22 protein-coding genes are annotated in these 26,096 nt (G+C 65.3%); 16 read left to right on the plus strand and 6 right to left on the minus strand.

Translation table 11 applies throughout. The annotated features are described in order from the left end of the window. Window positions 1–103: 103 nt before the first annotated feature. A complete protein-coding gene (locus tag QX048_RS29515; RefSeq protein WP_315712684.1) occupies window positions 104–1,195 on the minus strand; it encodes a YbhN family protein in 1,092 nt (363 codons plus the stop codon). A gap of 370 nt (window positions 1,196–1,565) precedes the next feature. Between QX048_RS29515 and QX048_RS29520 the strand changes: the two genes are divergently transcribed. Beyond that, a complete protein-coding gene (locus QX048_RS29520) occupies window positions 1,566–2,072 on the plus strand; it encodes a ferritin-like domain-containing protein (protein ID WP_315712683.1) in 507 nt (168 codons plus the stop codon). Window positions 2,073–2,146: 74 nt separating this feature from the next. On the opposite strand, the gene QX048_RS29525 is transcribed toward QX048_RS29520, so the two are convergent. After that, a complete protein-coding gene (locus QX048_RS29525) occupies window positions 2,147–2,581 on the minus strand; it encodes a hypothetical protein (protein ID WP_315738812.1) in 435 nt (144 codons plus the stop codon). Between the two features lie 48 nt (window positions 2,582–2,629). Here QX048_RS29525 and QX048_RS29530 point away from each other — a divergent pair, with 48 nt between their 5' ends. Then, complete coding sequence (locus QX048_RS29530; RefSeq protein WP_409999284.1) at window positions 2,630–3,220, plus strand: hypothetical protein; 591 nt, start codon at window positions 2,630–2,632, stop codon at window positions 3,218–3,220. A gap of 89 nt (window positions 3,221–3,309) precedes the next feature. After that, window positions 3,310–3,897 (plus strand): YdcF family protein, encoded by a 588-nt coding sequence (locus QX048_RS29535; RefSeq protein ID WP_315753158.1) that lies wholly within the window; start codon window positions 3,310–3,312, stop codon window positions 3,895–3,897. Window positions 3,898–3,949: 52 nt separating this feature from the next. On the opposite strand, the gene QX048_RS29540 is transcribed toward QX048_RS29535, so the two are convergent. Next, window positions 3,950–4,285, minus strand: coding sequence for a hypothetical protein (locus QX048_RS29540; RefSeq protein WP_315828157.1), 336 nt, complete (start codon window positions 4,283–4,285; stop codon window positions 3,950–3,952). A 184-nt stretch (window positions 4,286–4,469) separates the two neighbouring features. Between QX048_RS29540 and QX048_RS29545 the strand changes: the two genes are divergently transcribed. Beyond that, window positions 4,470–4,733, plus strand: a complete 264-nt coding sequence (locus tag QX048_RS29545; protein WP_315828156.1) for a hypothetical protein — start codon at window positions 4,470–4,472, stop codon at window positions 4,731–4,733. A gap of 493 nt (window positions 4,734–5,226) precedes the next feature. Here the strand turns inward: QX048_RS29545 and QX048_RS29550 are convergent, their stop codons facing one another. Both QX048_RS29550 and QX048_RS29555 read right to left on the minus strand, forming a co-directional pair. Further along, window positions 5,227–5,652: a universal stress protein gene (locus tag QX048_RS29550; RefSeq protein WP_315712676.1), complete on the minus strand. Its 426-nt coding sequence runs from the start codon at window positions 5,650–5,652 to the stop codon at window positions 5,227–5,229. 53 nt (window positions 5,653–5,705) lie between these two features. Beyond that, window positions 5,706–6,248, minus strand: a complete 543-nt coding sequence (locus QX048_RS29555; RefSeq protein WP_315712675.1) for a histidine phosphatase family protein — start codon at window positions 6,246–6,248, stop codon at window positions 5,706–5,708. A 105-nt stretch (window positions 6,249–6,353) separates the two neighbouring features. On the opposite strand from QX048_RS29555, the gene QX048_RS29560 reads away from it, so the two are divergent. From QX048_RS29560 to QX048_RS29605, 10 genes are all read left to right on the plus strand, one after another. After that, window positions 6,354–7,781: an FAD-binding oxidoreductase gene (locus tag QX048_RS29560; protein WP_315828155.1), complete on the plus strand. Its 1,428-nt coding sequence runs from the start codon at window positions 6,354–6,356 to the stop codon at window positions 7,779–7,781. Window positions 7,782–7,878: 97 nt separating this feature from the next. After that, complete coding sequence (gene msrB, locus QX048_RS29565; protein WP_315712673.1) at window positions 7,879–8,382, plus strand: peptide-methionine (R)-S-oxide reductase MsrB; 504 nt, start codon at window positions 7,879–7,881, stop codon at window positions 8,380–8,382. Window positions 8,383–8,677: 295 nt separating this feature from the next. Then, the gene (locus QX048_RS29570) at window positions 8,678–10,480 is read left to right on the plus strand and encodes a flagellar hook-basal body complex protein (RefSeq protein WP_315712671.1); all 1,803 of its coding nucleotides are present in this window, start codon (window positions 8,678–8,680) and stop codon (window positions 10,478–10,480) included. A gap of 44 nt (window positions 10,481–10,524) precedes the next feature. After that, window positions 10,525–12,387 carry a flagellar hook-associated protein FlgK gene (gene flgK / locus QX048_RS29575; RefSeq protein WP_315712670.1) on the plus strand — a complete coding sequence of 621 codons (1,863 nt, stop codon included), beginning with the start codon at window positions 10,525–10,527 and terminating at the stop codon, window positions 12,385–12,387. A gap of 15 nt (window positions 12,388–12,402) precedes the next feature. Continuing rightward, entirely contained in the window at window positions 12,403–14,274 is a 1,872-nt protein-coding gene (locus tag QX048_RS29580) for a flagellar protein (protein WP_315828154.1), read from the plus strand. 92 nt (window positions 14,275–14,366) lie between these two features. Next, window positions 14,367–15,173, plus strand: coding sequence for a hypothetical protein (locus QX048_RS29585; protein WP_315712667.1), 807 nt, complete (start codon window positions 14,367–14,369; stop codon window positions 15,171–15,173). Between the two features lie 11 nt (window positions 15,174–15,184). Beyond that, the gene (locus QX048_RS29590) at window positions 15,185–16,813 is read left to right on the plus strand and encodes a hypothetical protein (protein ID WP_315828153.1); all 1,629 of its coding nucleotides are present in this window, start codon (window positions 15,185–15,187) and stop codon (window positions 16,811–16,813) included. A gap of 52 nt (window positions 16,814–16,865) precedes the next feature. Continuing rightward, on the plus strand, window positions 16,866–18,056 hold the full coding sequence (locus QX048_RS29595) for a hypothetical protein (protein WP_315828216.1): 1,191 nt from the start codon (window positions 16,866–16,868) through the stop codon (window positions 18,054–18,056). Window positions 18,057–18,124: 68 nt separating this feature from the next. Further along, on the plus strand, window positions 18,125–19,561 hold the full coding sequence (locus tag QX048_RS29600; RefSeq protein WP_315828215.1) for an aspartate aminotransferase family protein: 1,437 nt from the start codon (window positions 18,125–18,127) through the stop codon (window positions 19,559–19,561). 345 nt (window positions 19,562–19,906) lie between these two features. Then, complete coding sequence (locus QX048_RS29605) at window positions 19,907–21,457, plus strand: flagellin (RefSeq protein ID WP_315715995.1); 1,551 nt, start codon at window positions 19,907–19,909, stop codon at window positions 21,455–21,457. Window positions 21,458–21,632: 175 nt separating this feature from the next. On the opposite strand, the gene flbT is transcribed toward QX048_RS29605, so the two are convergent. Continuing rightward, on the minus strand, window positions 21,633–22,058 hold the full coding sequence (flbT, locus tag QX048_RS29610) for a flagellar biosynthesis repressor FlbT (RefSeq protein WP_315715996.1): 426 nt from the start codon (window positions 22,056–22,058) through the stop codon (window positions 21,633–21,635). A 388-nt stretch (window positions 22,059–22,446) separates the two neighbouring features. Here flbT and QX048_RS29615 point away from each other — a divergent pair, with 388 nt between their 5' ends. After that, window positions 22,447–23,994, plus strand: a complete 1,548-nt coding sequence (locus QX048_RS29615) for a flagellin (protein ID WP_316171187.1) — start codon at window positions 22,447–22,449, stop codon at window positions 23,992–23,994. A gap of 227 nt (window positions 23,995–24,221) precedes the next feature. After that, complete coding sequence (locus QX048_RS29620) at window positions 24,222–25,793, plus strand: flagellin (RefSeq protein WP_315715998.1); 1,572 nt, start codon at window positions 24,222–24,224, stop codon at window positions 25,791–25,793. The last annotated feature ends 303 nt before the right edge of the window (window positions 25,794–26,096 follow it).

Below are 26,096 nucleotides of genomic sequence, written 5' to 3' on the forward strand. Positions count from 1 at the left end.
GCGCAAGGATTCACGTCAGCGATGGGGCGGAAATAAGAGGATCGCACGCGAGTTCAACCGGTCGAGTGTCGAACCGTCGCGTCATCCGCGAGACGATTGCTGCTCAGCGCTGGGAGTGGCGCTTGATGCGCTGGGGAACCGCGGCGGGCGCCGTGGCCGCGGCGCGCTTGGCGGCGACCTCGTCCTCGCAGGCTGAGTTCAGCCGGCGCCGCTCCTGCCACGGCTTCACGACGTTCAGCCAGAGTTCCCTGATGCCCATGATGGAGATCGCCGTCGCGAACGGGATCACGAAATACAGCACGCGGAAAACGAGCAGGGTGGCCAGCAACTGCTCGCGGCCGAACTGCGGCAGCGCCACGAGCATCGCGGCATCGAACACGCCGATGCTGCCGGGCGCGTGGCTGGCGAAGCCGAGCAGGGTGGCGAGGATGAACACCACCGACAGCGACAGGAAATCGATCGGCGGAGCGGCGGGGACGAGGAGGTACATCGCCAGCGCGCAGAAGCCGAGGTCGACCACTCCGATCAGGATCTGCACGAGCGTGAGCTGCGCCGAGGGCAGCACCACCTTCCAGCCGTTCTGGCCGAGCTGGCGCCGGTTCTTGCCGGCGGTAAGCCAGCCGAGATAGGCGAAGATCGCCCCGAGGATGCCGATCGCGATCAGCTGGTTCACCGCCGGGGGCAACTGGTCCATCGCGGTGGCGGCGGCCGGATGCAAGGTCATGCCGATGCCGAGTACGAACAGATTGCCGAGCCAGAAGGTCAGGCCTGACAGGAAGCAGATCTTGGCGACGTCGATCGCGGACAGGCCGTAGTCGGAGTAGATCCTGAACCGGATGGCGCCGCCGGTGAACACGGTGGCGCCGATGTTGTGGCCGATCGAATAGCTGGTGAAGGCGCTCATCGCCGCGATGCGATAGGGCACGTGTTTCTTGCCAATCGTTCGCAGTGCAAAATAGTCATAGAAGGTCAGCGTGCAGAACGCGCCGACCACACACAAGGCCGCGAGGGCGATGTGACCGGGCGGGATTTCGGTGAGCGCGGTCAGGATGACGCCGGCATCGACGCCCTTCAGCGTGCGCACGAGTGTCGTGATCGCGAAGGCGATGATCGCAAGGCTCGCTGCAATCCCCAGCCGCTTCCAGCCGATCCATTTCTTGAAGCCACGCCCAAGCGTGGTCAGCAGGCGCTGCATTCATCCTCCCGGCGGGGCGGTACTAGATCTTGGAAAAGAGGCGAAACCATTGATCGATAGGCGGGCAATTCGTGACAGCTTGTTCCTTATGCTAAAATGCGCGCCTTGTGCAGTCCTTGACACAGCTCAGCTCCGACCCATGCGGCGCAGGTCTGTCACACTCCGGTCACATAGCTGGCGGCCCGTCCGCCTCAATTCGGTCCAACTGGTCACCCGCGCGGTTCACGAGAACCCTCGCCCCTGCGATCGGTTCGGCAGGGCCGGTACGCCGGAACAACCGCCGTAGCCGCCGGTTAGCGCACAGCGAACATGGCGACGATCGGTCGGGGGAGGGACCTGCCATGTTCCGAACCGAGAGGACGTGAAACAAATGGGACTGTTCACCAAGGACATCAAGACGATGAACGATCTGTTCGTTCATCAGCTGCAGGACATCTATTACGCCGAGAACCAGCTCGTCAAAGCGCTGCCGAAGATGGCGGACAAGGCGACGGATCAGAAGCTCAAGCAGGGTTTTCTGACCCATCTCGACGAAACCAGGACGCATGTGAAGCGGCTCGAGCAGGTGTTCGAGATGCACGGCATTGCGCCCAAGGCGGTCGACTGTCCGGCGATCGACGGCATCATCGAGGAGGCCGAGGAGGTCGCCGGCGAGGTCGCAGACAAGACGGTGCTCGACGCCGCCCTGATCAATGCCGGCCAGGCGGCGGAGCACTATGAGATCACCCGCTATGGCAGCCTGATCGCCTGGGCCAAGCAACTCGGCCGCAGCGACTGTGCCGCCGTCCTGCAGAAGACGCTCGACGAGGAGAAGGCGACCGACATGAAGTTGACCAAGCTCGCCGAGACCAGTGTCAATCTGCGCGCCGCGAGCTGATCGCGTCACCTGCCGATGAGACAAAACGCCGCGCGGACATCCCGCGCGGCGTCGTCGCATCCGGATGCCACGCGTCAGCTCTTCCTCAGCGCGAAATTGGCGCCGCAGAACGCCATCAGGGCGCCGAGGCAGAGCGCGGCGAGGCCGGCCAGCACACCCGAGGCCGACGGCACCGGGCTCGGGCCGGAGATCGCCTGGCCGATGCCGGCCAGCATCAGCACGCCGACCACGACCAGGAAGTTGCGCATCCGCTGCGGGATCTCGCCCGATACCGCGCTGTGCATGATGTTGGCGATGAAATAGCCCGAGGAGAAGCCGACGGTGGCGATCAGCCACCAGGCGATCGCCGATCCCGCCGGCATGAAGGCGCCGCTCTCGGTCTGCCACAGGCCGCCGAGATCGAGCCCGTAGCGGGCGCCGAGCATGTGCACGGCCAGCGCCAGCAGCACGCCGGCGGCCATCGCCCCGGCCAGGATCAGGTGGCGCGGAAAATAGATCGTTTCGCTCATGCTCCGCTTGTAGGATAAGGCGCGCGCCACACGCAACAGGACCGATCCATTTCCGAGCGCACCACCACGGCCGGCGATGATGCGATCCGCTACGCCTACAAGGCGTCGCTGATCGGGGCCGCGCACCAGTTCGAGCTGACCGGGCAGGGGCTGTCGTGGCGGTTCGCCGGCCGGACCGGCCTGTGGCCGTACGCCGACATCGCCGCGATCCGGCTGTCCTACCGACCGGTGTCGATGCAGGCGAAGCGTTTTCGGGCCGACATCACCCATCGCGATGGCCGCCGCCTCAGCATCATCTCCGTCTCGTGGCAGACGGCGGCCCTGATGGCGCCGCAGAGCGAGGCCTACCGCGCCTTCATCGTCGGCCTGCATGCGCGGCTCGCCTTCAGCGGCAGCAACGCGCGGCTGACTGCGGGCCTCGGCCGCTTCACCTACGGCGCGGCGCTCGCCGCGATTGCGCTGCTAGCCGTGGCGATGGCCGGGCTTCTGGTGCGCGCGCTCGTCATCGCCGAATGGTCGGGCGCGTTGTTCCTGATCGGCTTCGCCGCGCTGTTCGCCTGGTATGTCGGCGGCTTCATCACCCGCAACAGGCCGCGCAGCTACACGTTCACGGAGATTCCGGCCGCGCTGCTGCCGTGATCACGCAACCTCATCGCCGGTCACCGAATGTGATCATGCAGATTTCGCGCACCATGCCAGAGTGAGCGAGTCGCCTTCGGAGTGGGACGATGCAGGATCGCGCGCTGCGCAGACCGGATGACGCCGAGATCGCCGCGGTCAACGCGCGGCATTTCGCCGATACGCCGCTGCGGCCGGCCGATCTCCTGTTCGTGTTCGGGACCCGCGTCGACGAGGAGCTGCGTGCCGAGACGGCGGTGAAGCTGTGGCAGCAGGGCTACTTCCGCCACGCCATCGTCAGCGGCGGGATCACGCCGGGCGCTGATCTTTCGGAGTGTACGCTGATCAAGGCCGCCATGGTGAGGCGCGGCATTCCGGCCGAGCGCATCCTCGAAGAGCACCACGCCACGAATACCGGCGAGAACGTCGCGCTCGCGCTGCCGGTGATCGACGCCGCGCTCGGCCTCGCCAATGTCGGCAGCGTGATCTGCCTCGGCAACAGCTGGACCGCGCGGCGCTACGCGATGACCCTGCAGCGATACTGGCCCGAGGTGGAGAAGATGCTGCTCACGGTCGACGGCTTCGGCATCCCGCGCCATCTCTGGCACACCCATCCCGAATTCCGCCGTCGCGTGCTCAGCGAATGGGACAAGATCGAACCTTATAAGGCGAAGGGCTTCATCGCGGAGTGGCCGTGACGGGGTCACTCGCGGAATGCTAACGCGCATTGCGAAGCAGAAGCCTCTCGTGTCAGGAGCGCACGCGGATGGAGGCATAAGCCTCATCGGTCCAGCCAAACTCGCGTACGCAAACTATGTCGCAACCTTCCAGCTTGGCGATCGCAGTCGCTTCGACCGTAAAGTCTTCGCCCGCAAGTAACGTTGGACCGCGAGGAGCCGGAATTTTCCTCAGCGTGTGAGAAATCGCGCGGCTGGTCACGACCCCATCAGGGAATTTCAGGACAACGGCATATCTGCGCACTTGAGGGTTCGCAGAGAATTGCTTGGCCAGCTTCGGGCCAATGGCCTTCTTTATGGACGGAGTATCAGCCGCAACGTCATAGATAATAGCGGGCTTTAGTGGCATCTTGTCTCGCGCCAGATAGCACCAATTTGCGTCCCATCCGTATCATGCCACTGGTCGAATGTCGCGTTTGAATCTTATGGGGGGTCTTCGGGCGGCGACGAGGATGTCCGCTCGCGGGCTTGATCGGGAGTCGTCGTTTTGGGGACGGTGCCTTCGACCCGTTGGGTAATTCGTCAGCCTAGGCATGTTGAAAAACGAAGCAGGCATATCAAGGCGTACGGTTCTTCTACTTTGGCACGCCCGACCACGCGATGATGCTCTCGATGAGAACGATACCGATAACAAGCTCATTGGGGTTTACAGAAGCGCTGCCGAGGCGGATGCCGCAAGAAAGCGCAAGCTTCAATTCGAGGGCTTTCGCGACTATCCCGATTGTTTCGTTGTCGACGAATATGTAGTCGATAGGGACGCTTGGAGCGAAGGGTTCGTCACCGGTGCCGCCGGCTGAGTGAGACCGTGGGGTGGGCAAAGACATCGTGTGGCGCAAGCCACGCGATGTTGTGCCCACCAAGCAACTTTCCGCGCAAGACGGTGGGCACGGCGCGTTCAGATAGCACGGACAAACAGGCTGTCTCGGACGCGCCTTTGCCCACCCTACGCACTGTGGTGTTTGTCGCGAACCAAGTTCAATGACTCAATTTTTTGATGCAGATCGGTTGGCCATTGGGGACAGGAGTGCAATCCCAATCCGGACCAAATCCGGTATTCGGCTTAGAATTCGGAAACCAGTAGAAGCTGGAAACGAGAAGGCAAAGCAGAGCGAGGATGAACAGAATACCCAATACGTCACCGCGCCTTGGATAAGGCAGAGGCCATCTCATGAGAGTGTCCTCAGTCCGCATTTCGGTCGGGCAATAGGATCGAGAAACACCCAATGCGATAGCAATAGCTGCGAAGAGGGAATTGTTCTACGCGCAGTATGCGTTGGAGGAGGCCGCCACTCACGGCCTCACCACCAGCACCGAGCACTTCGCGTAGCGCACGACATGCCCGGCATTGCTGCCGAGGAAGTAGGTGCGCATCGCCGGGCGGTGCGAGGTCATCACGATCAGGTCGGCGTTGACCTTGGCCGCCTCCTCGAGGATCTCGTGATAGATGCCGCCCTGGCGTACCGTGTAGCTGATGCGCTCGGCCGGGATGCCGGATTCGCGCGCCACGATCGACAGCGCTTCCTCGGCGGTCTCGCGCTGCTGCGCATCGAAATCGGCCGGGACGTATTCGGCGAGCATCACCGGCGTCATCGGCATCACGTTGAGCAGATGCACCGTGCCGCTCCAGGTCTGCGCCAGCGTGGCCGCGGTGGCGATGGCCGGCTTGGCGAGGTCGGTGTCGGCCAGATCGATCGGCACCAGAATCGAGTTGAACATCGAAGGTCCTCCTCTCTGCCCGCCGGCATTACGCGCCGGACCCGACCTGCCTGTCAATCGACCGAGCCGTGCTTGAGCAGCTTTGGCGTGACGAACCTCAGGAGATGGCCGCGGGTGAAGCTGATGTCGCCCCAATCGTCGGTGTCGAAATCGAGCACCGCGAGTCCCGCGGTCGGCATGTTGCGCATCAGCTCGTGGCGGGCCTCGGAATCGCCCTCGCCGGTCAGCGCCAGCGCCAGCTCGTGCATGCCGGGATTGTGCCCGACGAGCAGGAGCTGCTTCGGATCATGCGCTGCCGCAAGGCGGATGTGATGCAGCATCTGCATCGGCTCGGCGCCGTAGAGCTCGGGAACGGTCTCGACCTGCGGGGGTGGGACGCGGTCCTTCATCGCCGCGAGCGCGAGGTCCCAGGTCTGCTGCGCCCGAACCGCGGTCGAGACCAGCACCAGCTCCGGCACCGGCGGGTGGCTGGCGATGAAATCGCCGATCATGGCGGCATCCTGGTGCCCGCGCTCGTCGAGACGGCGGTCCTGGTCGCGGCCGGTCGGCGCGTCAGTCTCGGTCTTGGCGTGGCGCAGCAGCATCAATCGGCGCATGGAATTCCGTCTCGAATCGTTCAGGCTGGGTCAGCCTGTACCACGTCTCTTTATCGCCATTAAAAGCGTCATGACGTCCGGCGCAGGGTTCGCTAAGAAAACGCCATGAACGAGACTTCCACAAGCGTGAACGATGATGCGGATGCCGCAGGTGCACACGGCCGCACCAGGCTGAATTTCGACCTCGATGTCGACGTCTGCGTCGTCGGGGCGGGATTGGCCGGCTTGACGGTGGCGTCGTGCGCGGCCCGGCAGGGGGCGAGCGTCGCGGTGCTGGAAGGCCGCCAGGTCGGATGGAACGCATCCGGTCACATGATCGGCACGGTCATGCCCGGGTTCGACCTGCCGCTGCCGGATCTGATCGAGCGCGTCGGGCTCGCGCATGCCCGGGCGCTATGGGCGTTGTCCTGGTCCGGTGCCGAGTTCATCCGCGCCCAGGCCACCGCGGCGATGCCGGGCATCGGACTCAGCGAAGGCGCGCTCGAAGTCTCCAATGTCGACGCCGGCGACGCCTTGATCCGCCGCCTCCAGATGCTGCACGAGGATTTCGACACCGAGGTCGAGGGCTGGCAGGTCGAGCGCGTCAGGACCGAGCTCAAGACCGACCGCTACTTCCATGGCGTCCATTACCCCAAGGCGTTCCAGCTCGACGGCCGCAGGTACGTTCACGCGCTGGCGCGGCTCGCGCACCGGGCCGGGGCAAGGATCTTCGAGGACACGCCGGTGGTCAGCATCGACGCGTCGGGCGTGCGCAAGCGCATCGTGACGCCGTCGGCGCGGATGCGCGCCTCGCACATCGTGCTCGCCGGCAACATCCATCTCGGCGCGCCGCTGCAGAAGCTGTCCGATACGCTGCTGCCGGTGTGGCGCTATGGCGGCGTCACCGCGCCGCTCGGCGAGCGGCTGGCTGATGCGATCGCCTTCCGGGGCTCGGTCAGCGACACCGACGGCATCGATCATTTCCGCGTCGTCGACGGCGACCGGCTGATGTGGGCGAGCCCGGAGACGACCTGGGACGCCAGGCCCAGCGGATTTGCCGCGGCGCTGCAGCGCCGGATCCGCACGGTGTTCCCGCAACTCGGCCGCGTCGAGATCGCCGAGACCTTTGGCGGCGTCACCGGCCAGACCGTGCACGGCATGCCGCAGATCGGCCAGCTCCGCAAAGGCCTGTGGGTCGCGAGCGGCTTCGGCCGGCAGGGGCTCAACACCTCGGCGATGGCCGGGCAGTTGATCGCGCAGGCGATCCTCGCTGGCGACGACCGCTGGAAGCTCTTCTCGCCGTTCGAATTGGTCTGGGCCGGCGGCGTCAGCGGCCGGGTCGCCGGCCATGTCGTCAATCTGTGGATCCGGGGCCGCGCCGCCGCGGCCGGGACGCTGGCGCGGCACCGCGAGCGCGTCCGCGCGCAGGAGCGTGTGCGCGAGATCAGGGCGGCCGAAGCGCGGCGCCGGGCGGCCGAGCGGCCCGGCTCGCGGCTGCCGCTGCGGCCGCAGCCGTCCGATCTGAACCGCCGTCCCGACGCCGGGGAGGGCTGACACCTCGCAAGAAAGTGAGCCGTCGCGCCCGCGCCCGACGTAACTTCGCGGGATCCCGTCCGTAGATCCGGTAACCCATCGCCGCACGGAGACGTCCATGATCAACCGCCGCATGATGTTCACCACCGCCGCCGGATTGTTCGGCTTCGCCGCCCTGCGCTGGCTCGGCGGTTCCGCGCCGGCCCGCGCCGCCGAGAAGTTCGAGATCGAGAAGACCGAGGCCGAGTGGCGCGCGCAATTGACGCCGCAGCAATACGAGATCCTGCGCGAGGAGGGCACCGAGCGGCCCTGGACCAGCCCGCTGCTGAAGGAGCATCGCAAGGGCACCTTCGCCTGCGCCGGCTGCGACCTGCCGCTGTTCTCCTCCGACACCAAGTTCGACAGCGGCACCGGCTGGCCGAGCTTCTTCAAGCCGCTCGACAATGCCGTGGCGACCCGCCAGGACAAGACCTACGGCATGGTCCGCACCGAGGTGCATTGCCGCCGCTGCGGCGGCCATCTCGGCCATGTGTTCGACGACGGCCCCAAGCCGACCGGCCTGCGCTACTGCATGGACGGGCTCTCGCTCACGTTCCACCCGGCAAATCCGTCGTCGACCTGACAGGAATTTGCGCCAGAATATTCCGGCTCGTCCGTTCAAGGCTCGATGGGGGTCTTCAGGACGCGCCGGCAGCCGTGACGAGTGGTCGTGCCGGAGCGCGATTTGGCGCGTCCGGCCCGGCAAGAACTGCCGGCTCGGCAATTGTTCACCAGTTTTGACGCCGCTTTTTTTACGTTGTTGTTTTCCAACACGCTGATTTCACAGCATTTTCGCATCTGGCACAGCGATTGCGACAGCTCTCCACGAAACGCGGTGCGGGCCGACCCGCCACCGGCATCACAGTGGAGAGATTGGTATGGGTATCTTCGACGCGATGAACACTTCGGTGAGCGGTCTGTCCGCTCAATCATTCGCGCTGCAGAATATTTCCGGTAACATCGCGAACGCGTCGACCGTCGGCTACAAGGGCATCGGCACCAGCTTCGAAGACCTCATTCCCAACGCGACCAACCCGACGCGCCAGAACGCCGGCGGCGTCACCGCCTTCGCCAAGGCCACCATCACCACCCAGGGCACCGTCTCGACGTCCTCGGTCGCCACCAACATGGCGATCAACGGCGACGGCTTCTTCAACGTGCAGAAGGCCTCCTCGGTCGTCGATAACGTGCCGGTCTTCACCGGCGTCACCAACTACACCCGCCGCGGCGACTTCCAGCTCAACGCCAACGGCAACCTGATCAACGGCGCCGGCTATTACCTGATGGGCGTTGCGGTCGATCCGAAGACCGGCAACGCCACCGGCAACGTGCCGACCGTGCTGCAATTCGCCAACAATTTCGTGCCGGCGCAGGCGACCACCGCAATCCAGTACGCCGCCAACCTGCCGACGCAGCCGAAGACCGCCGCGAGCGGCAACGCTGCGACCGGCACGCTGGTCGCGGCCGGCGGCCTCAACTCGGCCGACCTCTCCAACGTGCCGCTGCCGGTCGGCACCAATTTCTACGCCGACTCCACCGTCACCGGCGCCACCGCCGTGAACAAGGTGCCGGCGCAGATCACGACCTCGACATTGTTGAGCGGCGCCAGCGGCGACTCGATCTCGAGCAATTTCACCACCGGCGACACCATCACCATGACCGGCAGCGCCGGCGACGTCGTCACCTTCACCTTCGTCGCCTCCGGCGCCTCGGGTACCCAGATCAATGTCGGCGACTCCGTCGGCACGCTGCTGGCGAAGATCGCGGCCGTCACCGGCGTGCAGCCGACCATCACCGCCGGCAAGATCACGCTGCATTCCGGCAGCGGCGAGGACTGGAACTTGAGCAGTGCCTCGCCGGGTTTCACCGCGCTCGGCCTCACGTCACCCGTGGCACTGACGCGCACGGCGAGTCCCGGCACCGGCATCGTGATCGGCAACGATCTCACCAACTTCAACAACGAGACGATCTCGGGCGGCGCGGTCACGGCCTACAACTCGTCGGGCACGCCGGTGAACGTGCAGCTGCGCTGGGGCAAGGTCGACAGCTCGACGCTCGGCACGGGCCACAAGGACACCTGGAACCTGTTCTACCAGACCAACTCCAGCGCCACTGGCTCGACCGTGGCCTGGCAGAACGTCGGCACCAATTTCACGTTCGCCTCCGACGGCTCGCTGGTGTCGCCGACGACCTCCAACATCTCCATTCCCAACGTCGTGGTCGACGGCACCACGCTCGGCACCGTCAGCCTCAACATCTCCTCGGGCGCGCTGACGCAATATGCGAGCACGATCGGCTCGGCGACGATCAACCAGATCAATCAGAACGGCTTCGCCGCCGGCCAGCTGCAGTCGGTCGCCGTCAACAACAGCGGCGTCGTCACCGGCACCTTCTCCAACGGCCAGACCATCAACCTGGCGCAGGTCACGCTGTCGCATTTCAACGGCACCAACTACCTGAAGGCGCTCGACGGCGGCGCCTACGAGGCGACCGACCAGTCCGGCCAGGCCATCATCGGCGCGACCGGCAAGATCTCGGGCGGCTCACTGGAAGGCTCCAACACCGACATCGCCGACGAGTTCACCAAGCTGATCGTGACCCAGCAGGCCTATTCGGCCAACACCAAGGTGATCACGACGGCCAATTCGATGGTGCAGGATCTTCTGAACGTGCTGCGCTGATCGCGCTGAGACGTGGCAGTTGAATTGACATAAGGCTACCGAACATGGGTTTGAGTTCTGCCCTCGCCACCGCGATGTCCGGCCTGCGCTCGACGCAGGCCGCGCTCTCGATCATCTCATCGAACGTCGCCAACGCGAACACGCCCGGCTACGTCGCGCAGAACCCGAACCAGATCGAGGTCGCCAGCGGCGGCTTCGGCTCGACGGTGACGACGACGGGCGTCAACCGTCAGCTCGACTTGTTCGTCCAGAACCAGCTCCGCACCGAGACCTCGGGTGGGACCTATGCCAATCAGATGGCCAACATCCTGAGCCAGCTGCAGACCGTGTACGGTACGCCCGGTGGCAGCGGCACGCTCGAGACGGCGCTGAACAATTTCACCACGGCGCTGCAGTCGCTGTCGAACAATCCGAGCAACCAGTCGGCGCAGTCGGTGGCGCTGTCGGCGGCGCAGGGCGTGGCGCTGCAGCTCAACGCGACCACCAAGGGCATCCAGACCCTGCGCACCAATGTCGAGCAGGACATCGGCAATTCGGTCACGCAGGCCAACGCGGCGATCAAGCAGATCGCGACGCTCAACACGCAGCTGCAGGGCCTCGACAGCTCCGACCCGCTGGCGGCGACCCTGCAGGACCAGCGCGACAACGCGATCAACACGCTTGCCAAATATGTCGATATCCGCGTCGTGTCCGACCCGACCAACGGCACGAGCATATTCACCAATTCGGGCATCCAGCTGGTCGGCGCGGGCCTCAGCTCCGAGTTCACCTTCTCGTCGCCGGGGACGCTCGACGCCACCTCGCTCTACAACAGCGATCCGACCAAGACCGGCGTCGGGCAGCTCAACATCAAGCTGTCGAACGGCGTGTCGCTCGACGTCGTGTCGAACAATCTCCTGAACTCGGGTCAGATCGCGGCCGACCTCAAGCTGCGCGACCAGACCCTGGTGCAGGCGCAGACCCAGGTCGACCAGCTCGCGGCGACGATGGCCTCGGCGCTGTCCGACAAGACCACGGCGGGTACCGCGGTGGCGGGACCTCCGGCCGGCTTCGACGTCTCGACCAGCGGGCTGCTGGCGGGCAACACCATCAACCTGACCTACACGGATTCGAGCAACGTCCAGCGCCAGGTCAAGATCGTCAACGTCAACGATCCCGCGGCGCTGCCGCTGAAGAACGCCTCCGGCGCCAACCCGTCCTATGTCGGCGTCGACTTCTCGCTCGGCATGGCCTCGGTGGTGTCGCAGCTCAACAGCGCGCTCGGTGGCGCGCATCTGCAGTTTTCCAATCCCTCCGGCACCACGCTGCGGATCACCGATGACGGCACCAGCCAGGCGGCGGTCAAGGCGGCCTCGGCCACCACCACGGTGCAGACGCTCGCCAGCGGCAACGCCCAACTGCCGGTTTTCACTGACGGCGGCGCGCTCTACACCGGCGCAATCACCTCGACCGGCTCGCAGATGACGGGGCTCGCGGGAAGGCTCAACGTCAACCCGGCATTGCTGAACGATCCGACCAAGCTGTCGACCTACTCGACCTCGCCGCAGACCGCGGCCGGCGACGCGACGCGACCGGACTTCCTGTTCGCGCAGCTCACCTCGGCGACCTTCAGCTACTCGCCAACCACCGGCCTCGGCTCGGCGGCGCAGCCATTCCAGGGCACGGTGTCCGGCTATCTGCAGCAGTTCGTCAGCCAGCAGGGCAGTGCCTCGACGCTGGCGACCCAGCTCAGCCAGGGCCAGGCCGTCGTGGTCAGCACGCTGAAGGAGAAGTTCCAGGGCACGGCGGGGGTCAACATGGACAGCGAGATGTCCAACCTGATCCAGGTCCAGAACACCTATGCGGCCAACGCCCATATCATGTCGGTCGTGCAAAGCATGATGCAGAGCCTGCTCCAGGCATTTTAGTGAGGCGCGTGTAAGATGTCGATCAGCAGTGTCAACTACGGAAATTCTCTGCTCGGCCTGTCCGTGCGGAACATCTCGAACCAGCTCGCGGACCTTTCCACGCAGCTCTCGAGCGGCGTCAAGGCGAACAACTACGCCGGCATGGGCCCCGACGAGGGCTTCGCGATCGCGGCGCGGGCGCAGCTCTCGAACATCTCGGCCTTCACGCTGACGATGACCCACGTCAATACCGTGATCGGCGCGGTCAATACCTCGCTGCAGTCGCTGTCCAAGATTCATGACCAGGTCCAGAGTGGCGCCTCGGCGACGCCGCAGAACCTGACCAGCACCGGCCAGACCACGGGACAATTGACGGCGCTGTCCAACCTGTCGGCCATCACCGGCATCCTCAACACCCAGGTCGGCGATCGCTACATCTTCTCCGGCAGCGCCACCGACCGGCCGGCGATCGCATCGGCCGACGACATCCTGAACGGCACCACGACGCAGGCCGGCCTGAAGCAGGTCATCGCCGAGCGGCAGCAGGCCGATCTCGGGCTCAACGGTCTCGGGCGTCTGAACCTGTCGGCGTCGGCCACGATGCCGATCACGCTGGCGGAGGACGTCGCCGGCTCTCCGTTCGGCTTCAAGCTGAGCGGCGTCACCTCGTCGCTGACCAATGCCACGGTGACCGGACCGTCCGGCTCGCCCGCGGGCATCTCGGTCGATCTCACCGCCGGCAATCCGAATGCGGGCGACCAGATCAGCTTCACCTTCAAGCTGCCCGACGGCACCTCGGAATCGATCAAGCTGACGGCGTCCACCACGACGCCGGCGCCGACCAATACGTTCGCCATCGGCGCCACGCCGGCGGCCACCTCCGCCAATCTCAATGCGGCGCTCAACACGGCGCTGTCGACGCTGGCCAATACCTCGCTGACCGCCGCCTCGGCGGTCGTCGCCGGTGACAACTTCTTCAACACGGCGAGCGCCGTGTCGGGAACGGTGGTCAACAACAAGCTCGCAACGCCGGCGCCGATCACGGGAGCGACGCTGCTGTCGGGCGGGGCGGGCTCCGACTCGATCGCGACCAGCTTTGCGACCGGCGACACCATCACCGTCAACGGGCAGACGCTGACCTTCGTCGCCTCCGGCGCCAGCGGCAACAACCAGATCAATGTCGGCGACAGCGTGCAGACGCTGCTGTCGAAGATCGATACGCTCAGCGGCACGTCGACGCCGTCGACGGTCAGCGGCGGCGTGATCACCTTGCGCACCAACGACGCCGCCGGCTTCTCGGTGTCGAGCTCGAACGCGGGTGCGTTCGGGGCGCTCGGCTTCTCCGGCACAGTGACGGCGCCGACGCCGCCGTTGCGCGTCTCCGGCTCGCCGCTGGGATCGGCGACCAGCCTCGTCAACGGTTCGGCCAACACCGTCGCCTGGTACACCGGCAACAGCGGTCCCGGCTCGGCGCGGTCGAGCGCGAGCATCCGGATCGACACGGCGCAGAGCATTCAGTTCGGCGCCCAGGGCAACGAGTTCGCGATCCGCAACCTCGTGCAGCAGACCGCGGTCTATGCCGCCGTCAACACGCCGCCAGCGGGAGCAAATGCTCCGCAGCAGATCGGTGCGCTCAGCCAGCGCATCGCCGCCAACCTGACGCCGCAGCTCGGCCAGCAGGCGATCTCGGATATCCAGACCGAGTTCGCCAACGCCCAGACCACGATGAAGGACGCCACGGCGCGCCAGACCCAGGCCAAGGCGGCGATGCAGGCCATGGTCGACCAGACCGAGGGCATCTCGCAGCAGGAGGTGGCGAGCCAGATCCTGCAGCTGCAGACCAACCTCCAGGCGTCCTACCAGACGACGGCGATGCTGGCCCAGTTGACGCTGGTGAAATATCTGTAGCGCCCCGGGGGCGGCGGTTAGGTTTTCGTTAACCACGTCTCTTTAGCTTTTGTTCAGATCTGGGGCGAGAGCCTCTTTGTCTGGAGGCGGACGTGAGTGACGGAACCGACGAGCGCATTCATCTGGTGGTCGCGACACCATGCTTCGGCGGCCAGGTGTCGAGCATCTATGCGAGCTCGATCTTCGCCCTGCAGCGCGAGTTGCGCGCCGCGTCCAACGTCGACCTCACCGTCCACATGCGCGACGGCGATGCGCTGATCACCCGTGCCAGGGCCAATCTCGTTACCCTGTTCCTCAACGATCCCTCGGCCACGCATCTGCTCTTCGTCGATGCCGACATCGGCTTCACGCCGAAGCAGGTGTTCCGGCTGATCGCGTCCGGCGGCGACATGGTCGCCGGCGTCTATCCGGTCAAGAAGGTCAACTGGAACAAGGCGCGCCGCGCCATCAATTCCAACCGCATGGACGTGCCGGCGGCATCGCTCGACTACGTGCTGGAGATCGACAATCCGGACCACGTTGCGGTGGTCAACGGCTTCACCCGCGTGCGCTATGCCGGCACCGGCTTCCTGATGGTCCGCCGCCGCGTCATCGAGACGATGATCGCGCATCCGGCCTACGCCCCGCTGCAGTTCTTCCGCGAGCATTCGCAGGATGCGCTGGCCGGCAGTCCGAACCGCTTCGCGCTGTTCGAATGCATGATCGACCCGGCGACCGGGACCTATCTCAGCGAGGATTTCGCGTTCTGCAGGCGATGGACCGATCTCGGCGGCGAGATCTGGGCCGATCTCGACAGCCGGCTCGATCACGTCGGTCCGTCCGTGTTTCACGGCAATGTCGCCTCGCAATTCGCGTCGGCGGTGGCGGTTCCCACCGCCGCCGCGGCCGACGCAGCCTGACGATCCGCGCGATGACCCCGGCGGTAACCCGGTCGCAGATATCCCAATCATCCCGGATCGACCGGCGCGAGCAGGGCGCCGCGACCGGACTGCGCGATCTCTTTGCCTTGCTCGGCGATCTCCTGATCGATGGCGGCGATACCCGCCTGGCGCTCGATCGCCCCTGGGGCCGCAACGTCTATGGCTGCGGTCCGTCGCCCGAACCCGATGTGCTGTGCTTCGCATCGAGCACGGCTTCGCCGATTTCAGAACGCGCCTATGCGCGCGTCGAGCTGGCGCGCGAGCAGCTGATGCATGCGGCGATCTCGCTCGGCCTCGACGCCGCGCTCGACCGGCGCACCGAGGAGATGCGCTGCGAATTGCGCGGATATCTCGGCCTTGCCGACGAGATCGACATCGTGTTCTCGCCGTCCGGCACCGACTCGCAACTGCATGCGCTGGCGCTGGTGCGGGCGGTGCTGGGCGAGGCCGTCACGAGCATCGTCGTCGGCAGCGACCAGACCGGAAGCGGCACCGCCGCGAGCGCCCGGGGACACCATTTCAGCACGCGGACGGCGAACGGTCTGGCGGTGCGGACGAACACGCCGATCGAGGGGCTCTCGGGCGACGCCGTGTCGCTGCCGCTGCTCGAAGGCGCATCGATGCAGCCGCGCGTTGCTATCGATGCCGAGGTGCTCGACAGCGTCGAGGCGCTGGTGCGAAGGGGCCGTGGCGTCCTGCTGCAGGTCATGGATTCCTCCAAGCTCGGCTGGCGCGCGCCGGACATGGCCTGCCTGGACGAGGTGGCGCGGCGCTGGCCGGGGCGCGTGCAGGTTGTCGTCGATGCCTGCCAGATGCGGCTCGGCGCGGCGCGGCTGCGCGATCATCTCGAACGCGGCCATCTGGTGCTCGTCACGGGCTCGAAGTTCTTCGGCGGCCCCGCCTTCAGCGGCGCGCTGCTGGTGCCCGCGGCCGCATCGGCTGCGCTGCGCTGCGGACATCCGATCGCGCCCGGCCTGTTCGACTATGTCAATCGCAGCGATTGGCCGCTCGCCTGGACGGATCTGCGCGCGCGCACGGCGCCGCGCGCCAATATCGGCCAATGGCTGCGCTGGGAGGCCGCGCTGGAGGAGATCGCCGCGTATCACGCCGTGCCCGAGACGTTCCGCCGGATGGCGATCCGGCAGCTCGGCGAGGCCATCGAAAGCCTGCTGATGCTGTCGCCGGTGCTGCGTCCGATCGCCGCCCGCGCGCCTGCGCCGGATGGGAGCGATGGCGAGTTCGGCTTTCCCACCATCTTCCCGTTCGCGCTCCAGCGTGACGGCGGCCCGCTCGGCCTCGGTGAGACGCAGGCGGTGTATCGCGCGCTGCAGCGCGATCTCGGCAGCCGCTTCACTGGACGCGCAGCCGAGATTGCCGCGCGCCAGTGCCTGATCGGCCAGCCGGTGCGGATCGAACGCGCGGGCGAGGCGCAGTCGGCCGCGCTGCGGCTGTGCATCGGCGCGCGCCAGGTGACGGACGCATGGTGCGACGACGTCACCGCGGCCCGGGTCAATCTCGAATCCGACATCGACCGCGTCGCCGACATCGTTGCCAAAACAGAGCTGCTCGTATCGGATCTGAGCAGCCAGGATCTCAGGGACATCTGCAATGCCGACTGATTTGCTCGCGCTGGCCGACGCCACCGACGCAGGATGTGCCGACCGGATCGGCATGGCCAAGCTCGCCAAGGCCGCCTTCGACGGCCAGGACCTGAAACCGATGTGGGCTGCCTTGCTCGCCAAGCTGCTCGACGGCCGCGCGGAGCCGGGCGAGGGGCTCGATCTCGCGCTGATCGCGCAGCTCATCGGCGAGAAATCGTCCGGGCTCGCGATCCAGCACGACGTTCTGCAGTCGCAGCAGCTCTACCGCGTTGCCTGCAACAGCGCGACGCCGCGGCTGCGCGTGCTCGCGCTCGCTGCGGCCACCGACATGGGCAGCAACACGCCGATCGAATTCCTGCTCGAGGACACCGACTTCGAGCTGCTGCTGCTCTATGTCGTTCCGGGCGCGGACCTGCTGGCGCCTTTGCCCGCTCATGACGTCGCCATCGTTATCGCGTCCGATTCCGAGGATTGTCAGCACGCGCTGCGCGAGATCGATGCCGTCGCGGCGCGCTGGCCGCGTCCGCTGCTGAATCCGCCGGAGCGGATCTGGCATCTCGATCGCGACAAGCTGCATGCGCGGCTCGCCGGCATCGACGGGCTCACCATTCCGGCGACCATTCCCGTCGACCGCGAGCGCCTGATCGGGATCGCCGACGAGCGCGAATGGATCACGGACGTCGACCACTCGCTCGCCTTCCCGGTCATCGTGCGGCCGCGCGGCTCGCATGCCGGCGTCGGCCTGGAGAAGGTCGACGAGCCGCTCGAGCTGTCGCTCTATCTCGACGAACGCAGCGAGCAGGAGTTCTTCGTCTCGCGCTTCGTCGACTATGCCAGCGAGGACGGTCAGTTCCGCAAGTACCGCATCGTGTTCGTCGACGGCACGGCCTACGCCTGCCACATGGCGATCGCGCGACGCTGGGACATCTGGTACCTCAACGCCAACATGGCCGGCAGCGAGAGCAAGCGCCTCGAAGAGGCGACCTTCATGCAGACCTTCGACATCGGCTTCGGCCGCCGTCATCGCAGCGTGCTCGATGCGATCGCCGCGCGCGTCGGTCTCGACTATTTCATCATCGACTGCGCCGAGACCAGGGACGGCACGCTGCTGGTGTTCGAGGCCGACAATACGGCCGTCGTCCACAACATGGATTCGCCGGAGGTCTTCCCCTACAAGCCGCCGCAGATGCAGAAGATCTTCGCGGCCTTCGCGGCCATGATCGAGAAGCGCGCCGCGTCGCGGGCGGAGCAGGCGGCGTGACCGCCGGGCTGCGCATCGATCCTGCGTCGCGGACGGCGGAGACGCTCGATCCGCAACATTGGGACGAGATGCGCGCGCTCGGTCATCGCATGCTCGATGACATGATCGACTATGTCGCCGATATCCGCGACCGGCCGGTGTGGCAGCCGATGTCGCCGACGACACGGAAGAGCTTCCGCAGCGCGCTGCCGCATGCGCCGACCGATCTCGCCGAGGTCTATCGCGATTTCAGCGAGCTCGTCGTTCCCTACGCGACCGGCAACGTGCATCCTGGATTCATGGGCTGGGTGCATGGCGGCGGCACCGTGGTCGGCATGCTCGCCGAGATGCTGGCTGCCGGATTGAACGCCAATCTCGGCGGCCGCGACCACGCGCCGATCGAGGTCGAGCGGCAGGTCGTCGACTGGACGCGTCAGTTGTTCGGCTTTCCGGCAAGCGCCAGCGGCATCTTCGTCACCGGCACCTCGATGGCCAACCTGATGGCGGTGCTGGTCGCTCGCCGCAACGCGCTCGGCGCGTCGGTTCGCTCGGCGGGTCTCGGTGAGGAGGGGCGGCGCTTGCGCGCCTACACGTCGAAGGCGGCGCATGGCTGCATCGCCAAGGCGATGGACATCTGCGGACTGGGCAGCGACGCGCTCGGCTGCATCGCGGTGGATGCCGCACATCGCATCGACGTCGGCGAGCTGCGGACCGCGATCGCGCGCGATCGCGCCGCGGGACTGCATCCGTTTCTCGTCGTCGCCTCGGCGGGCACCGTCGATATCGGCGCCATCGACGACCTCGCTGATATTTCCGAGCTCTGCCGTGCCGAGGGGCTCTGGTTTCACGTCGACGGCGCCTTCGGTGCGCTTGCGATGCTGTCAGCGGAGCTCGCACCGAAGCTCGCCGGCATCGAACAGGCGGATTCGATTGCGCTGGATTTTCACAAATGGGGGCAGGTGCCCTACGATGCGGGCTTCCTGCTGGTGCGCGATGGCACCAAGCATCGCGACGCCTTCGCCTCGCCGGCCGCCTATCTGCGCCGGGAAACCCGTGGTCTCGCGGCGGGCGCCGAGTGGCCCTGCGATCTCGGTCCTGATCTGTCGCGCGGCTTCCGGGCGCTGAAGACATGGTTCACGCTGAGGACGTTCGGCGCGGATGCGCTCGGCGCCGTGATCGCGCGAAGCTGCGAGCTCGCGCGCCATCTGGAGGCGCGGGTGCGCGCCGAGCCCGAGCTCGAGCTGTTGGCGCCGGTCAATCTCAACATCGTCTGCTTCCGTTATCGTGCCGACGATGCCGATGCGCTCAACGGCGAGATCGTCGCCGACATCCACGAATCCGGCCTCGCCGCGCCGTCGACCACGATGCTCGACGGACGGCTGGCGATCCGTGCCGCGATCGTCAATCATCGTACCGGGACGAGCGACATCGACCGGCTGATTGCGGCGGTCCTCATGTTCGGCCGCCAGCGCGCGGCCGGTCTCACGCCGTTGATCGAGGTCGATGCGCCGCCGCTGGCGCTCTGAGCGCAAACCGCATCTCGGCGTCGTCCGCTGGTCGATGACGACCGCCGGCAGAATGTCGCGGCGCGTCGAAACCTTTCCAAAGGTGGTTGACGCGTTGTGAACGACGGGCGCGTTTGTTGAATCAACGAGCCTTTTCAAAGGGCGTTCTTGCGCGATGACGCGGCAATGAGCCGCGCCGATGAGCCTGTTCCGCTGATTGAGGCGGCTGCGCACCACAACCCTTCAGCGTTTGTTAGCCACTGCCATTCACCGTGACGCCCGTCGTCCGGGGTCGTTCAAATCGACCTGGGCTGCACCCTGATCTCGAAGGGATCGGGGTTTATTTCACACCAGAAGGGTATGAAAATGTCAGGTATCGTCCTCTCGGCGTCGGTGCGCCAGAATTTGCTGTCGCTTCAGTCGACAGCTCAGCTCCTCGCCACCACCCAGAACAATCTCTCCACGGGCAAGAAGGTCAACTCGGCGCTCGACAATCCGACCAACTTCTTCACCGCCCAGGGTCTCGACAACCGCGCTTCCGACATCTCCAATCTGCTCGACGGCATCGGCAACGGCGTGCAGGTGCTGCAGGCCGCCAACACCGGCATCACCTCGCTGCAGAAGCTCGTCGACAGCGCCAAGTCGATCGCCAACCAGGTTCTGCAGAGCGCGGTGGGCTACTCCACCAAGTCGAGCGTGACCTCGGCGGCTCTGACCGGTGCGACCGCCACCGACCTGCTCGGCTCCAGCTCGACGGCTGTGACCGGCTCGGTCGTGAACAACGACAATACCTCGAGCGCGGTGGCGATCACCGGCTCGACCAAGCTGTCGGGCACGGCGGGCACCGCGTCGAACAACCTCGCCTCCGGCATCACCTCGGGTGAGACGCTGGTCGTCAACGGCACCACCTTCACCTTCATCACCGGCACGTCCTCGACGGGCACCAACATCGGCATCGGCGACAGCGTCAGCAACCTGCTGTCGGCGATCCAGACCCAGACCGGCGTGACCGCGTCGATCACCGCGGGTGCGATCACCCTGACGCCGCCGGCGGCGGGATTGACGCTCTCGGGCAGCACCGGCACCTTGGGCAAGCTCGGGCTGACTGCCGTCGGCGACGGCTTGTCAGGTCAGACCTTGACGGTCGGCGCCACAGGAGGTGGCACGGCGACAAGCATCACGTTCGGTCTAGGGACAGGACAGGTCAAGTCGCTGAACGATCTCAACGCGAAGCTCGCAGCCAACAACCTGCAGGCATCGATCGATTCGTCGACCGGCAAGATCACCCTCAGCACGACCAACGACGCGGCGTCCGCCACGATCGGCGCGATCGGCGGTACGTCGGCTGCATCCAGCCAGGCCTTCAACGGTCTGACGGCGGCGGCTCCGGTGGCGGATGTGACCGCGCAGACGCAGCGCGCGAGCCTGGTCTCGCAGTACAACAACGTGCTGGCGCAGATCAATACGACCGCGAGCGATGCGTCGTTCAACGGTGTCAACCTGCTGAACGGCGATACGCTGAAGCTGACCTTCAACGAAAACGGCAAGTCGACGCTGTCGATCACCGGCGTGACCTTCAACTCCGCGGGGCTCGGGCTGACGACCCTGACCTCGGGCACCGACTTCCTCGACAACAACTCGGCGAACAAGGTCATCGGCGTGCTCACCACCGCCAGCTCCACGCTGCGCAACGAGGCCTCGACGCTGGGTTCGAACCTGTCGGTGGTGCAGGTTCGTCAGGACTTCAACAAGAACCTGATCAACGTGCTGCAGACCGGCTCGTCGAATCTGACGCTGGCCGACACCAACGAGGAAGCGGCCAACAGCCAGGCGCTGTCGACCCGCCAGTCGATCGCGGTGTCCGCGCTGTCGCTCGCCAACCAGTCGCAGGCGAGCGTGCTGCAGCTGCTGCGCTGATCCGCAAGCATCGCATCTCGACGACCAGGGCGGCGGGGGAAACCTCGCCGCCTTTTTATCGGAGGATAAGGTCCGACATTGCTGCGGCGTAGCTTGGCGATCGCGCAAAAATCGGAAGGCCCGGCCTCGCGACTGGCGAGCCGGGCCTTTCGATGTCGGGTGAGGGGGCGAAAGCTCAGGCCGCCGAGCTCACCGGCTTGTCCTGCTGTTCGGCTTCAGCCTGCTCGATCAGCTTCTTCTCGTAGGCGACGAGCTTCTTGGCTTCCTTCAGCGCCTGGTAGAGATCGCCGTTGAGGATATGACCGTTGATCGCCTCGATGATCGGCCAGGCGCTCGGCACCGTGGTGATGATGTCGCGCAGCAGGTTGAAATAGGTGCCGTGATCCGCGTCTGCCCCCGGCGAGATGTACATCAGCTGGACCGCAAGATAGACGAGCTTCGCCGGCGTGTCGGCCGTCTCGGGCGTCAGGATGTCCTTCTCGCGCAGGATCGGAATGTTCTCGCCGTCGATCAGGAGGCGCGCGCGCTGATCGGTGTTGGTGATCACGCAGGAGCCGATGATGATGCGCTCATGCGGCTTCAGTTCGACTTTCAGGGCCATTCTCATTCTCCGTTGCCGCAATCGGCGTGGCGCCGAACCTGCTGCGTCGAGGCCGATGACGGGTCCAGCTGCCAGTCTAGATCGCGCGGGGAGTCTGCGCGCTCGATCGGTCGGTGCGCAGCAATCCTTTCCGATCATGGTTAACGGACGGTAAACGGCCGCGCCCGCCTGGCGAATATGCGGTGTTTTCAAGGTGATCCGCGGCGAATCGCCGATGCGCGGCCGTGCCGATGCCATGCATCGGGGACCGCGAGCGGTCGTGACTTCACTGTTTGTTAGCCGCTCGCATTTACCTTAACGCCCGTCGCCCAGTGGTGCAGTCACCGACGGGCTTCGCCTTGATCCTGAATGGATCGGGCAGTTTGTTTCACACCAGAAGGGTATGAAAATGTCAGGTATTGTTCTCTCGGCGTCGGTGCGTCAGAATCTGCTCTCGCTTCAGTCGACGGCTCAGCTCCTCGCCACCACCCAGAACAATCTCTCCACGGGCAAGAAGGTCAACTCGGCGCTCGACAATCCGACCAACTTCTTCACCGCCCAGGGTCTCGACAACCGCGCTTCCGACATCTCCAATCTGCTCGACGGCATCGGCAACGGCGTGCAGGTGCTGCAGGCCGCCAACACCGGCATCACCTCGCTGCAGAAGCTCGTCGACAGCGCCAAGTCGATCGCCAACCAGGTTCTGCAGAGCGCGGTGGGCTACTCCACCAAGTCGAGCGTGACCTCGGCGGCTCTGACCGGTGCGACCGCCACCGACCTGCTCGGCTCCAGCTCGACGGCTGTGACCGGCTCGGTCGTGAACAACGACAATACCTCGAGCGCGGTGGCGATCACCGGCTCGACCAAGCTGTCGGGCACGGCGGGCACCGCGTCGAACAACCTCGCCTCCGGCATCACCTCGGGTGAGACGCTGGTCGTCAACGGCACCACCTTCACCTTCATCACCGGCACGTCCTCGACGGGCACCAACATCGGCATCGGCGACAGCGTCAGCAACCTGCTGTCGGCGATCCAGACCCAGACCGGCGTGACCGCGTCGATCACCGCGGGTGCGATCACCCTGACGCCGCCGGCGGCGGGATTGACGCTCTCGGGCAGCACCGGCACCTTGGGCAAGCTCGGGCTGACTGCTGTCGGCGACGGCTTGTCAGGTCAGACCTTGACGATCGGCGCCACAGGAGGTGGCACGGCGACGAGTGTCACGTTCGGTCTAGGGACAGGGCAGGTCAAGTCGCTGAACGATCTCAACACCAAGCTCGCGGCGAACAACCTGCAAGCCTCGATCGATACCACCGGCAAGATCTCGATCACCACGACCAACGACGCGGCTTCGGCCACGATCGGTGCGATCGGCGGTACGTCGGCTGCATCCAGCCAGGCCTTCAATGGTCTGACGGCGGCGGCTCCGGTGGCGGATGCGACCGCGCAGACGCAGCGCGCGAGCCTGGTGTCGCAGTACAACAACGTGCTGGCGCAGATCAACACGACCGCGGCCGACGCCTCGTTCAACGGTGTCAACCTGCTGAACGGCGATACGCTGAAGCTGACCTTCAACGAGAACGGCAAGTCAACGCTCTCGATCACCGGTGTGACCTTCAACACTGGCGGTCTTGGCCTGTCGAACCTCACCTCGGGCACCGACTTCCTCGACAACAACTCGGCGAACAAGGTGATCACCCTGTTGAACTCGGCGAGCTCGACGCTGCGGTCGGAAGCCTCCACGCTGGGTTCGAACCTGTCGGTGGTGCAGATCCGTCAGGACTTCAACAAGAACCTGATCAACGTGCTGCAGACCGGCTCGTCGAACTTGACCTTGGCCGACACCAACGAAGAGGCTGCCAACAGCCAGGCGCTGTCGACCCGTCAGTCGATCGCGGTGTCCGCGCTGTCGCTCGCCAACCAGTCGCAGGCGAGCGTGCTGCAGCTGCTGCGCTGATCCACAAGCATCGCATCTCGACGACCAAGGCGGCGGGGGAAACCCCGCCGCTTTTTTTCGCCTGGTTTGGCCGTCCGGCCCGTATCAATACTGGTCTGGAACCGGACGCGAGTGGAGCCAAGGATCGCAACCAGTCGTTAAGCAAGAAATTTAAAGTGCCATTAACCATGTTTTAAAAGTGGGTGGACTAGAACCCCCTGGTGAATAACTAGGAAGGTTTCACACACATGTCCGGTATCGTTCTCTCGGCTTCGGTTCGCCAAAACCTGCTGGCGCTGCAAAACACCGCATCGCTGCTGGCCACGACTCAAAACAACCTGGCCACCGGCAACAAGGTCAACACGGCGCTCGATAACCCCACCGAATTCTTCACCTCGCAATCGCTCAACAACCGCGCGAGCGACATTGCGAATCTGCTCGACAGCATCGGCAACGGTGTCCAGGTTCTCCAGGCTGCGAATACCGGTCTCACCTCACTTCAGAAGCTTGTCGACAGCGCCAAATCGATCGCGAGCCAAGTGCTTCAGGCGCCGACGGGATACACCACCAAGTCGAGCGTGACCTCCGCGGTCATCTCAGGGGCGACGGCGAACAACCTGCTCGGCAGCTCCTCAAACAATTTCGTGACCGGCAGCACGGTCAACAACGACAACCTCAGCTCGGCCGTTGCGATCACCGGATCCACCAGGCTGTCGGGTACGGCGAGCTCGACCTCGAACGACCTGGCGAGCAGCGTCACCACCGGCGATACGCTCGTGGTCAACGGTGTCGTGTTCACCTTCGTGGCCGGCTCGGTCTCGGCCGGTACCAATATCGGCGTCGGCGACACCGTCAGCAACCTCCTGGCTGCCATCGATTCGGTAACCGGAGCCACCGCAACGCCGTCCACGGTGGCAGCGGGCAAGATCCAGCTGGCGACAGGCACGGCGCAGGATCTGACAGTATCGGGCACGGCCCTGGCCAAGCTCGGATTGACCGCCGGCACGACCACACGAAATCCGCCAGCCTTGACAGGACAGACGCTGACAATTGCCTCGACAGGGGGCGGCGTCGCAACGAACATAACGTTCGGCACAGGTGCTTCGCAGATCTCGACGCTGGCACAGCTCAATACGGCGCTCGCGGCCAACAACCTGCAGGCCAGCCTGAGCACGACGGGCCAGCTTACGATCCTCACCACCAACGAAGCGGCATCGTCGACGATCGGCGCGGTCGCCGGCTCTTCGACCGCGGCCAGCATGGCCTTCAACGGCGTGACGGCCTCGACCCCGGTGGCCGACACCAACTCTCAGACGACGCGTGCCGGCCTGATCGCGCAGTACAACAACGTCCTGGCGCAGATCAACACCACGGCGCAAGACGCCTCGTTCAACGGCATCAACCTGCTCAACGGCGACACGCTCAAGTTGGTGTTCAACGAGACCGGACGGTCCACGCTGAACATCACCGGCGTGACCTTCAACAGCACCGGTCTCGGCCTGTCGGCGCTGGTGGTCGGAAGCGACTTCCTCGACAGCAACTCGGCCAACAAGGTGCTCACGACCTTGAACAGTGCATCGACCGCGATCCGCTCTGAAGCGTCGTCGCTCGGTTCGAACCTCTCGATCGTGCAGATCCGTCAGGACTTCAACAAGAACCTGATCAACGTGCTGCAGACCGGCTCGTCGAACTTGACCTTGGCCGACACCAACGAAGAGGCGGCCAACAGCCAGGCGCTGTCGACCCGTCAGTCGATCGCGGTCTCCGCGCTCGCGCTGGCCAATCAGTCGCAGGCGAGCGTGCTGCAGCTGCTGCGCTGACGCGCGAACGTACCGGAATAATATCTCATCGAAGCGGCGGGCCATGCCCGCCGCTTCTGCGTTAGGCTATGCCGAGCGTGCCGGTACTGGTCTCCGTTCGATGTCGGGGCAGTGAGTGAGCTCTGTGAGAACGCCGTTGTTCGTGTAGTTCGCGCCGCTCGGGCGGGATGAACAACGTACGAGCTTCGTCCGGACATTTTGAATCACCGCGTTCGCAAGAAATTAAGAGGTGCACCAAACAAAGCGATTTGCGGTGCTCCGTGACGCTACGAAACAAATTCCGCTAACGGCCGCTAACCATAT

This window comes from Bradyrhizobium sp. SZCCHNS30572 (genome assembly GCF_032484415.1).
In the GTDB taxonomy this organism is placed as follows: domain Bacteria; phylum Pseudomonadota; class Alphaproteobacteria; order Rhizobiales; family Xanthobacteraceae; genus Bradyrhizobium.